This window comes from Tahibacter caeni (assembly GCF_024609805.1).
GTDB classification, from domain to species: domain Bacteria; phylum Pseudomonadota; class Gammaproteobacteria; order Xanthomonadales; family Rhodanobacteraceae; genus Tahibacter; species Tahibacter caeni.
Genome location: NZ_JANFVR010000164.1, coordinates 1 through 10,365, shown reverse-complemented (window position 1 = coordinate 10,365; position 10,365 = coordinate 1). Strand labels below are relative to the sequence as shown.

The following is a 10,365-nucleotide window of genomic DNA, read 5'->3' as shown; positions in this document are numbered from 1 at the left end:
CGCGGCGGTTGCCGCAGCCGGTATCGGCGCCGGCGCGGCCGGGGGCGGCAGCGCGTTCTTCATCGGCGGCGCGCTGAACGAGCGCTTCGCGTCGTCGCGCACGTTCGCGATCGGCGTGGCCGGCGTGCGCGCGAGCACCCACGGCGCATTGGCGTCCTCGCGCGTCAGCGAATAGGCCAGCGGGCGGCCGTCGTCGCCGATCACGCGCTCCGGACCGCGCGGCAGCAGCGAGTACAGCAGCACTTCGTAGCCGTTGACCCGGGTGTTCGTGGCCCAGCGCGACGGCACCAGGCGCGCGTAGTTCAGCACCGTCGAATTCGGCAGGCGGCCGAGCACCTTGTCGCGCAGCCCGGCCTCGGCGAACAGCGGATAGTGCACCGGCGCGCCGCGCGTGCTCGTGTCGATCACGTGCAGGAACGCGAAGCGCTGCCAGTCGCCGATGCCGTAGAGGCCTGCGCCGACGCCGGCGAGCACGAGGTATTTCTTCTTCGGCAAGGTGACTTCGAGCAGTTCCGCGTCGTCGGTGTTCAGCAGCGGAAACGGTCCCCACGGCGAGTCGTTCGCGGCGAAGATCTTGCGGCCGTATTCGATCTCGGCGTGTTCGGCGTCCACCGTGACGTAGGCCGGCGCGTCCTTGACCGGCGCCGTGTAGCGCGGCGGATCGACCGACGGATCGCGCGTGTACGCATCGCTCAGCGGCGTCACCGTGATGCTCTGGCCCTGCCAGATGCCGGCGAGCGCCTGCGCGAGCGCCGGATCCGGCGGCGGCGCCGCCGTCGCGGCGGCGCCGCAGAGACCGAGGATCAGGACCGCGGCAATGCGGAGCGGAAGGAACGGAGTACGCGAGTCGGGCCTGATCATGATTCGAATTCCGTAGTGCGAGTCTGGCGAAGCAACAGGGGTATACGTGTGCATCATGCGGCGACTGCCGCGGGTCCGGCGCGTTCGCGCCGTATGCGCTCGGGGTCGAGCACGAGATCGTCGCGGTCGCGCGCGGCGGCGCCGGCGCCGAGCCAGGTCGTCCAGCCCAGGCGCGTGTCGCCGCCGAGCCGCGCCTGCGGCACGTCGGCGCGGCGCAGCACGAGGCGCACGTCCCAGTCGAGCTCGATGCCGATGTAGCTGCGCACCCAGTCGAGCAGCTGGCCGTGGCCGGTGCCCGGCGGCAGCAGGTCTTCGTAGGACGCGCGCGTCATCGGGCCGAGCCGCACGCGGAAGCGGTGCTGGCGGTCCCAGACCGCGTTGCCGGCGACGATGTCGACGCCGAGCCGGCTGCCGCGGTTCGCGCCGAGGCGCGAGCGCTGGTCGCGCGGCAGCGGCAGCCAGCGGCCGACGTATTCCTCGATCGCCGCAGGCACGCGGAAGAAGTTTCCGAGAATCCGCGCGAGGCCTTCGGCATTGCGCGTCTGGCGTACGAGATGGCCGGCGTGATTCAGGCGCGCATGGTCGGGCACGCTGTCGCGCGCACGCGTGGCGGCAAGGCCGTAGGCGATCGTGCTCGCCGCATGGCGCGTGAAGTGCTCGTCCTCGGGCCGGTCCAGGCTCACGGTCGACTGCGCATCGGCCCAGGCGCGATAGAACAGCAGGGTCAGCCGGTGATGGAAGATGTCGGCGAACTCGATCAGCGTGCGGTCGCCGTGATGGATCGCGCGCTCGTGCGCGTATTCGGTCAGCACGAGCGGCAGCGGACCGTTCGGCCCGAACAGGCCGAAGCTGTGGATCGCGAGCTTGGGCCTGCCGTTGCGCCGCGTGACGTCCAAGCGCGCCAACGTCGCCGGCGCGAAGAACGACGACGGCTCCTGGCCGATGCGCAGCGGCTCCTGCGACGGCCGCTTCGCGCGGCCCAGGCGAGGGAACTGCGGATGCAGCGCCTCGATCCGGCGCAGCAGCGCGAACAGGTCGTAGCCGTGCGGCGCCGACTCGACGGCCTGCCAGAGGTCGGCGATCTGCTGCGCCTGCTGCAGGGTCGGCGCGCGTCCGCTCATGCGACCGGCCTCCGGCCGAAGCGCGGCGCCCAGTGGCCGAGCTGGCCGCGCTGCGCGCTGACCAGGCGCGTCTCGGTGAACGTGTTCAGCGCGACGTGGCGCGCGAAGAACTGTTCGAGCACGGCGCCGAACAGGTAGGGGCTCGTGCCGGCGAAATGGCTCTCGTCGATCGTCACGTCGATGCCGACGCCGCGGCCGAACGTGATCGGGCCGGCACCCGGCAGGCGCCGCGTGATCGGATTCAGCCGCGTCTGCAGCACCGCGTTGGCCTGGCGCGCGACGGCCGCGTCGCCGAGCACGGTGTAGAGGCCGAGCAGCTCGCGCAGCGCGACGGCGCCCTGCTCCGGGCTCAGGTCGGTCAGGGTCTGGTAGTTCAGGCCGAGGTGGCTGATCAGGCGCCAGCTGATCTCGCCTTCGGGCACGGCCGGCACGGGCCGCGTCGGTCCCTGCAGCACGCGCACGCCGCTGACCGGCACCGAGTCCACCGGCACGAGATCGTGCTGGCCGCCGACGGCCATGAGCATCGCGAGATCGCGGTTGGTCACGGTCATGTCGACGCCGAGCTGGCGCAGGCCCGAGCCGTACGGCGCCTCGTGCTGGTTCACGAGTGACAGGAACACTTCCGACCCGAGATAGGTCGTGCGCGCGCCGTGACGCGCGGCCGTGCTCGAGGCCAGGCGCGGTTCGCGCCGCATCGAGAAATAGGTGCCGTGGTTGCCGCGGTCGCCGACGAGGCTGGAATAGAACGGGCGGAATTTGGCCTCGATCGCGTTGTCGCGGCCGAAGCCTTCGACCTGCTCGATGCTGTAGACCTCGTAGTTCAGCGGATGTGTGCGGTCCGGCACGACGTGCAGCTCGTAGCGGCTGTCGCCGACCTGGATGCGGTCCGAGCGCATCGAGATCAGGTTGACCGCCGGCGTGCAGAACAGCAGGAAGTGCGTCGCGTCGACGACGGTCTCGAGATCGGCGACTTCCTGGTCGAGCAGAATGCTGACCTCGAAGCCGTCGAGCGCCTCCACCGCCTGCAGCGCGTTCCGCAAGCCTTCCAGCGCGACGAAGTGATAGCGCGCCGGGAACGCGAAATACTCGTGCAGCAGGCGATAGCCCTGGAAGCCGCGGCCGTTGTACGGCAGCAGCGACTGCGCATCGTCGAAGCCTTCGGGCTGCACGGCGCCGGCGCCGAGCTGGCGCCACTCGCCGACGCTCTTCTTGCCGCGCGCGCGCACCGAGACGCCGAGCACGTGGCCGCAGAGCAACTCGTGCAGCCGCGAGGCGATGTGCGGGCTGCCGGCCAGGTGCAGCGACAGGCGGTCCGGCGGCGGGTTCTTGCCGCTCAGCGGCGCGTTGAACTGGAAGTTCAGGCGCAGGCTCGCCTTGACCGGCAGGTCCTGGCGCAGGCGGTTCACGCGCACGTCGGTCGGCACGCCCTCGAAGCGCGCGGTCGCGACGCGCAGCGGCCAGAGGTCGACGTCGTGTGCGGTGCGGAACTCGCAACCGTTCTGTCCCTCGACGTGGCTCGGCGCGCGCAGCCGTTCGCCGCGGCCGATGCGGAACGAGTCGCCCTGGTTGCCGGTCATCTCGCCCGGCGTGAACTGGACGATGCACATGGCCGGCGTGGGCGCCAGATAGTTCGGATAGACGACTTCGAGCAGGCGCTGCGAGAAGCGCGGAAACTCCGCATCCATCTTCAGCTGGATGCGCGCGGTCAGGAAGCTGAAGCCTTCGAGCAGGCGCTCGACGTAGGGATCGGCGACCTCGATGTCGCGCATGCCCAGGCGCGCGGCGATCTTCGGGTTGGCCGCGGCGAACTCGGCGCCGAGCTCGCGCAGGTAGTTCAGTTCGGTGTTGTAGTAGCCGATCAGGCGCGGATCCATGGCAGCTACCCGAGCAGGTCTTCGAGCAGGATCTGGCCGCTTTCGAGATCGACGCGCGAACGCAGCAGCAGGTCGATCGGATACGGCTCGGACCACAGCTGGCCGCGTATCTCCATCGTCATCTGGTTGTGCGTGCGATAACTGTCTTCCGATGGCAGGATCTTCACGTGCAGGCTCTCGGGCAGTACGCGCGGCTCGAACGTGCGGATCGCCTTCTCGATCGCCTGGCGCACTTCGTCGAGGTCGTCGTCGACGAGATGGCGACCCGACAGCGCGAGCACGCCGAAATTCACGACCGAGGTGCGCACGTCTTCGGCGCCGCTCAGATCGGTCTCGGACTCGGCGTTCGTGGTGTTGAGCAGGAACGAGATGTCGCGCAGCACGCACTGGCGGAACGCCGCCTTCGTCATCGTGCGCTCGTGCAGCGCCTCGTTGCGGTTGTCCGGGTTGAGGTCGGTCAGCCGGTCCAGCAACACCGGCAGCAGCCGGGTCGAGCGCGCGCCCTGCAGCGGATTGGACTTACTCATCGCCGGCCGCTTCGTCGCCGTCGCCGGCGCGCACGAGCCGGCGCACGGCGAGCAGCGGGTGTTCGTCGACGTCGCTGACCCAGCAGCGCTGGCCCAGGCCGGCGTAGGCGTCCTCGCCGACGGGCAGCCAGGTCGTCATCGACGCGAGCACGAGGCGTTCCTCGGCCTGTCCGTAGCTGCGCGGATAGCGGCTCGGCACGAGCACGACGTGCTGGCCGCCGTTGCGCAGGGTCAGGCGCCCGGGCAGCCAGACCAGATCGCGCAGGTCGGCCGGCGCGTCGAATTCGAGCTGCCGGACGTGATCGAACGGCAGCCAGTAGTACTGGCCCTTCAGGATGATTTCGCAGACTGGCCCGAGGCGCGAGTCCGCATCGGCGAGCCACTGCACGGGCACGTCGTCGAGCACGAACGGCGTCGCCGGCGCCGCGTCGAAGGCCTCGCGCATCAGCGCGTCGGCCAGCGCGTCGTCCTTGCCGCGGTGCGCGAGCGACTGGCTCAGGGTCGCGAACCAGGCCGCCGGTTCGCCGATCGTCTGCGGCGGCGCCTCGCCGGCGAAGACCTTCTCGCGCTGCAGCTCGCAGCGGATCGCCTCGCGGTACATCTGCGCCATCGGTATCGCCGCGGCGCTCAGGGTCGCCGCGGTCTGCAGCTGCGCGACTGCGCGCGACCAGTTGCCGGTCAGCATGCTCAGCTGCGCGAGATGCACGCGCAGCGGCAGGCTGTCCGGCTTGGCGCGGATCTTCGCGATCAGCTCGGCCTGCTGCTCGGCCAGCGACTGGTCGCGACGCAGAGTGGCGGACAAGGTGGCTTCCATGCGCAACGTTTTCCCGATGAATGCGACTGCAATCCGGTGACGGAGAACGGCTTTCGCCGATCTCCGCACCGGGAACGGACAAGTCGACGCCCGCGCGCCAGCGCTGGCGCCGCCGTGTTGCTCAGGCCGCCTTGTTCTGCTTGACGTCCCAGGCGCCGGTGGTGGCCGCGCCCAGCGAGCCGTCGGCGTTCTGTTCCTTCACCTCGACCTTGATCTTGGCGTAGGACATGCCGACTTCCTCGATGACGCGCGGGCTGTTCGTCGCGCCGACCGGACGCGTGTGCGTGATCAGCACGTCGTTCAGGGTCACGGTCATGTACTGCTGCGCGCCGTCGCCGACCTTGCTGCAGGACAGGACGACCTGGCCGATGTGCTTGCCGCTCGCGCAGTACTTCATGAGGTTGGCCGTGGCCTTGTCCACGTAGTGCGTGAACACGAACTCGCTGAAGTTGGCCTTGCCGACGCCGCCGCCGCCGCCCGTGTGGGTCGAGGACGACTGGCTCACGGCGTAGCCCCAGCTCAGCACGTCGATTTCGCCGCTGTGCTTGGAGTCCTTGGATTCGCCGGTGATGCCGTCGATCTTCAGGTGGAAGTCCTGCTGCGAGTCCTTGGGGGCGGTGTCGACCGAGACGGCCGGTGCCGCGAGGACGTTGCCCATTCCGAGAGATGCCATACGTTTAGTCCTTAACTTCGATGGATGAAAAGAACCGGTTTTCTTACCAGGGGGAACCGGTTCGGTCCTGCCGAGCTACGACCGTAAGCCGCTCGGCCCTCACTGCCCGCCAGCTTTGACGGACGGAAGCTTGGAAACCAGGCGCAGCGACACCGTCAGCCCTTCGAGCTGGTAGTGCGGGCGCAGGAAGAATTTCGAGGTGTAGTAACCCGGGTTGTCCTTCACCTCTTCCACCTGGACTTCGGCGGCCGCCAGCGGCTTGCTCGCCTTGGTCTCCTGGGACGAATTGGCCGGATCGCCGTCGACGTAGTTCATGATCCAGTCGTTGAGCCAGCGCTCCATGTCGTCGCGTTCCATGAACGAGCCGATCTTGTCGCGCACGATGCACTTCAGGTAATGCGCGAAGCGGCAGCACGCGAACAGGTACGGCAGGCGCGCGGCGAGGTTGGCGTTCGCGGTCGCGTCGGGGTCGTAGTATTCGGCCGGCTTCTGCAGCGACTGCGCGCCGATGAACGCGGCGATGTCGGTGTTCTTGCGATGGATCAGCGGCATGAAGCCGTTCTTCGCGAGCTCGGCTTCGCGCCGGTCGGAGATCGCGATCTCGGTCGGGCACTTCATGTCCACGCCGCCGTCGTCGGACGGGAACGTGTGCGTCGGCAGGCCTTCGACGGCGCCGCCGGATTCCACGCCGCGGATCGACGTGCACCAGCCGTAGTATTTGAACGAGCGGTTGATGTTCACGGCCATCGCATAGGCCGCGTTGGCCCAGCAGTAGGCGCTGTGGTTGGAGCCGTCAGTCGCTTCCTCGAAGTCGAACTCGTCGATCGGGTTCGTGCGCACGCCATAGGGCAGGCGCGCGAGGAAGCGCGGCATCGCGAGGCCGAGGTAGCGCGAGTCTTCCGAGGCGCGCAGGCTGCGCCAGGCCACGTACTCGGTGTTCTCGAAGATCTTGGTCAGGTCGCGCGGATTGGCGAGCTCCTGCCAGGTCTCCATCTGCATCGTCGTCGGCGCCGCGCCGGCGATGAACGGACAGTGCGAGGCGGCGGCGATCTTCGACATCTCGGTCAGCAGCTCGACGTCGGGCGGCGAGTGGTCGAAGTGGTAGTCGCCGACGATGCAGCCGTACGGCACGCCGCCGAGCTGGTCGTACTCGGCCTCGTAGATCTTCTTGAAGATCGGGCTCTGGTCCCAGCCGATGCCCTTGTGCCGGCGCAGGGTGCGGTGCAGATCGCGCTTGGAGATCGGCATGAACTTGATCTTCAGCATCTCGTCGACTTCGGTGTTGTTGACGAGATAGTGCAGACCGCGCCAGGCGCTCTCGAGCTGCTGGTAGTCGGCGTGGTGGATGATCGCGTTGATCTGCTCGGACAGCTTGCGGTCGATCTCGGCGATGATGGCCTCGATCGCCTTGTACGAGTCGTGGCCGATCGTGACCGTGTTGGCCAGTGCCTGCTCGGCCAGGGTGCGGACGGCGACCTGCACCGCCTCCTTGGCCTCGTCGGTCTTGGGCTTGAACTCCTTCTGCAGCAGCGCCGAGAAATCGTCGGCTTCGGCGAAGGCGGTCTGCTTTTCCTGGAGAGCGTGATTCTGCGCCATGAGTGGATTCCCCGTGGTCTGTGCGCTCAGGCGGCGCTGTTGTCGGTGTCGGCCTTCGGCGCCTGCGGCGCGGCCGCGAGCGACTTGAGCAGGGTCGGATCGTTGAGCACCTTCGCGATGAGCTCTTCGGCGCCGGTCTTGCCGTCCATGTAGGTCAGCAGGTTGTTGAGCTGCGTGCGCGCGTCGAGCAGCTGCGACAGCGCGTCGACCTTGCGCGCGATCGCGCCCGGGGAGAAGTCGTCCATGCTCTCGAACGTGATGTCGACGGCCATGTTGCCTTCGCCGGTCAGGGTGTTCGGCACCGTGAACGCGACGCGCGGCTTGATCGCCTTCATGCGGTCGTCGAAGTTGTCGATGTCGATCTCGAGGAACTTGCGGTCGGCCACCGGCGGCAGATCCTCGGTCGGCTTGCCGGCCAGATCGGCCATGACGCCCATGACGAACGGGATCTGGACCTTCTTTTCCGAACCGTAGACTTCGACGTCGTACTCGATCTGCACACGCGGCGCCCGGTTGCGGCCGATGAACTTCTGCGCGCTGCTCTTGTTGGTGCGGGTGTATTTGGTGCCGCTCATCTGCGCAATCTCCTGGAATTCGCCGCGGGTCTAGCGGTCATGCGTGCAGTACGTGGCAGGCGCGGTACGGCCTGCGGTCGAACCTGCCGACTGCACGACGGCGGCCAGGTCGGGCTTTGCAACGGGTATTCGGAATGCGGTCGCGGACGAAGTCATGGCTCAGTTCCGGTTCGTGCCGGCCAGCAGCTCGGCCTGGGCCAGGCCGTCGGGCGCGAGCTCGCGCAGGATCTGCAGGAAGTCCAGGCCGATGAGCCCGCGCGCGCGCCGGATCAGCAGCGGCGCCGGATTCGCCGGCTCGGTCGCTTCGAGGAATTCGCAGACCGCGTCGAGCATCTTCACGGCGTCCTGCCGCGTCAGCGCGCGGCGCGGCACGCCGCCGCCGTGTTCCGGCGACGGCTCGCCGGTATCGCCGCCGCCGGTCTCGTCCTCACTCGCGGCGACCGTGTCGCCGCCGGCGGCCTTGCGCTGCAGATGCGCCGGAAACACGAGATCGACCCAGGCGATCAGTGCGGGCAGGTCGGGCGCCTCGTTCGCGCCGATCCGCTCGCGGCACAGGCGGTCGAGCTCCTGCGCCGTCGCGCGCAGCTGGAGCAGCGCAGCCAGCTGCGGATTGCCGGCGCCGATTTCCTCCTGCAGCAGCGGCTCGATCTGATGCCGCGCGATCGGCGCGGCGCCGGCCGTGTCGCGATTGGCCGCGACGCGCTCGAGCACGCCGAGCTCGAGCGTGCCGAGCTGGCGCGTCGGCAGCACGGCCGCGCGCAGGTCGCCGAGCAGGCCTTCGGCCGCAGCGAGACTGCTCAGCGCGTTGCTGCGCGGCAGCGGATCGTCCTCGCCGTCGACGCGCAGCTGCGGATGCGCGTCGTCCCAGTAGCGCTGCGCGAGTTCCAGGACCAGCTGCAGTCCTTCGACCGCGCCGGCCACGCCGTGCTTGCGCGTCAGCGCGCGCGCGACGAAGCCGGTCAGACGGAAATCCTTGCTGCGGCCGAGCAGCTGGCTGGCCTGGCGCAGCACGAGCGACCAGTCCGGCCCTTCGGCCGGAATCACGGTGTCGCCGTACTGGCGCTCGGGCTGGCCTTCGATGCTGCGTTCGAGCGCGAGATAGTCTGCGTCGTAGTCGAGCTCGACGCCGCAGGCGCCTTCGGCGTCCACCGGAGCGAGCAGCGATTCGACATCGATGAAGCTCATCTTGACCCCTGTCTTCTTGCCGGCCGCGGCGGCACCGCCGCGGCCGGGGATTGCCGTGACGGTTACTGAGTGTTTTTTGCGTACTTGAACTCAGGACCCCAGAGCGGGTGGTTGTGCTCGGCCGGCGTCAGGTCGAAGTTCGGATCGAGCTGCAGCGCTCGTTCGAACGACTGGCGGCACAGAGCCGGCCGCTCGGTGACGCAATAGGTGAATGCGAGATGCTTCAGCGCCGAAATCTTGACCGCATCGCTGGCCGCCCAGATGTCGGGCGACAGCAGGGTCGCTTCGGCCTGCGCATAGGAACCGGCTTCGTATTCGCCGACGCCCTTCGCGAGCATTTCCTTGCCGCGCGCTTCGGCCTGCTGGCGCGCGACTTCGGCCGGGTCCGGCGGCGGCGCCGCGACGGGCTTGGGTTTGTTCGCGGCGCAGGCGCCGAGCAGCGCCGTGAACGCGAACACCAGTGCGAGTCTGGCGCCGCGGACCGGCGTAACCGAGTTTTTCTTGCTGACCAATTCACGCTCCCCTGTTTCGATGTCATTGCCGTGATCGTCTCGCCCGATCCGCTTCAGGTCGGATCGGCCCTTCGCGCCGCCGGACGGCGACGACGCGCTGCGCCGTCGGCGGCGGCTCGACGGCGTGCCGGCGCAGCGCGCCGGCTGATCTCGTGTGACAGGCGCCCCCCGACGTCCTGTTCCGCAACCGGCGGAACGGTATTCGTTACTGTGTCGCGCCTCCGGACGGCTGGAAGCGATGCTCGATCGACGCGGGCTGTCCCGCGGTGACGACGAGCTGGCGGCGCAGGGACTGCAGTCCCGGATTGCGCAGTTCCACGTTGTACGTGCCCGGCTCGAGCTGCAGGAAGCGCATCGGCGGACTGACGCCCTTGAGGCTGCCGTTGATCCAGACCTCGCCCCAGGGCTGTATGCTGAGTTTCACGTTTCCGCTGGTGGCGGCCGCGACTTTGGTTTCCTTCTTCGCACGGCTGCCGGTGTTCTCGCGCGGGCGCGCCGGCGCATCCTCGCTGCGCGGCGTTGTCGCGGCAGTCAGGTCCACGGTCTTGACCGCATCGGCCGGCGGAGACGCCGCCGCCGGCGGTGCCGAAGCGGCCGCCACCGCAGCGGGCGGCTCGGCCGGCGGCG

General features: G+C 68.8%; 12 protein-coding genes. 1 reads left to right on the top strand and 11 read right to left on the bottom strand.

Going from position 1 to position 10,365, the window contains the following annotated elements; translation table 11 throughout:
* The 11 genes from NON22_RS14315 to NON22_RS14265 form a co-directional block, all read right to left on the bottom strand.
* On the bottom strand, positions 1-861 hold an 861-nt coding region (locus NON22_RS14315; protein ID WP_257387622.1), incomplete at its 3' end, for a hypothetical protein.
* A 53-nt stretch (positions 862-914) separates the two neighbouring features.
* Positions 915-1,982 (bottom strand): type VI secretion system baseplate subunit TssG, encoded by a 1,068-nt coding sequence (gene tssG, locus NON22_RS14310; RefSeq protein ID WP_257387621.1) that lies wholly within the window; start codon positions 1,980-1,982, stop codon positions 915-917.
* Positions 1,979-3,856 (bottom strand): type VI secretion system baseplate subunit TssF, encoded by a 1,878-nt coding sequence (gene tssF, locus NON22_RS14305; protein ID WP_257387620.1) that lies wholly within the window; start codon positions 3,854-3,856, stop codon positions 1,979-1,981. Before tssF ends, tssG begins: the two co-directional genes overlap by 4 nt.
* A 5-nt stretch (positions 3,857-3,861) precedes the next feature.
* The gene (gene tssE / locus NON22_RS14300) at positions 3,862-4,383 is read right to left on the bottom strand and encodes a type VI secretion system baseplate subunit TssE (protein WP_257387619.1); all 522 of its coding nucleotides are present in this window, start codon (positions 4,381-4,383) and stop codon (positions 3,862-3,864) included.
* A complete protein-coding gene (locus NON22_RS14295; protein ID WP_257387618.1) occupies positions 4,376-5,185 on the bottom strand; it encodes a type VI secretion system accessory protein TagJ in 810 nt (269 codons plus the stop codon). Before NON22_RS14295 ends, tssE begins: the two co-directional genes overlap by 8 nt.
* 133 nt (positions 5,186-5,318) lie before the next feature.
* Positions 5,319-5,870: an Hcp family type VI secretion system effector gene (locus tag NON22_RS14290; protein WP_257387617.1), complete on the bottom strand. Its 552-nt coding sequence runs from the start codon at positions 5,868-5,870 to the stop codon at positions 5,319-5,321.
* 99 nt (positions 5,871-5,969) lie between these two features.
* A complete protein-coding gene (tssC, locus tag NON22_RS14285) occupies positions 5,970-7,466 on the bottom strand; it encodes a type VI secretion system contractile sheath large subunit (protein ID WP_257387616.1) in 1,497 nt (498 codons plus the stop codon).
* Positions 7,467-7,492: 26 nt separating this feature from the next.
* The gene (gene tssB, locus NON22_RS14280) at positions 7,493-8,041 is read right to left on the bottom strand and encodes a type VI secretion system contractile sheath small subunit (protein ID WP_257387615.1); all 549 of its coding nucleotides are present in this window, start codon (positions 8,039-8,041) and stop codon (positions 7,493-7,495) included.
* Between the two features lie 159 nt (positions 8,042-8,200).
* Positions 8,201-9,226, bottom strand: a complete 1,026-nt coding sequence (gene tssA / locus NON22_RS14275; RefSeq protein WP_257387614.1) for a type VI secretion system protein TssA — start codon at positions 9,224-9,226, stop codon at positions 8,201-8,203.
* Positions 9,227-9,288: 62 nt separating this feature from the next.
* Positions 9,289-9,738, bottom strand: a complete 450-nt coding sequence (locus NON22_RS14270) for a TssQ family T6SS-associated lipoprotein (protein WP_257387613.1) — start codon at positions 9,736-9,738, stop codon at positions 9,289-9,291.
* 205 nt (positions 9,739-9,943) lie between these two features.
* The gene (locus NON22_RS14265; protein WP_257387612.1) at positions 9,944-10,162 is read right to left on the bottom strand and encodes a carboxypeptidase-like regulatory domain-containing protein; all 219 of its coding nucleotides are present in this window, start codon (positions 10,160-10,162) and stop codon (positions 9,944-9,946) included.
* Between NON22_RS14265 and NON22_RS14260 the strand changes: the two genes are divergently transcribed.
* Positions 10,149-10,365, top strand: a 217-nt coding sequence (locus NON22_RS14260; protein WP_257387611.1) for a hypothetical protein, incomplete at its 3' end; no start/stop codon positions are given. The two genes, NON22_RS14265 and NON22_RS14260, sit on opposite strands and share 14 nt — an antisense overlap.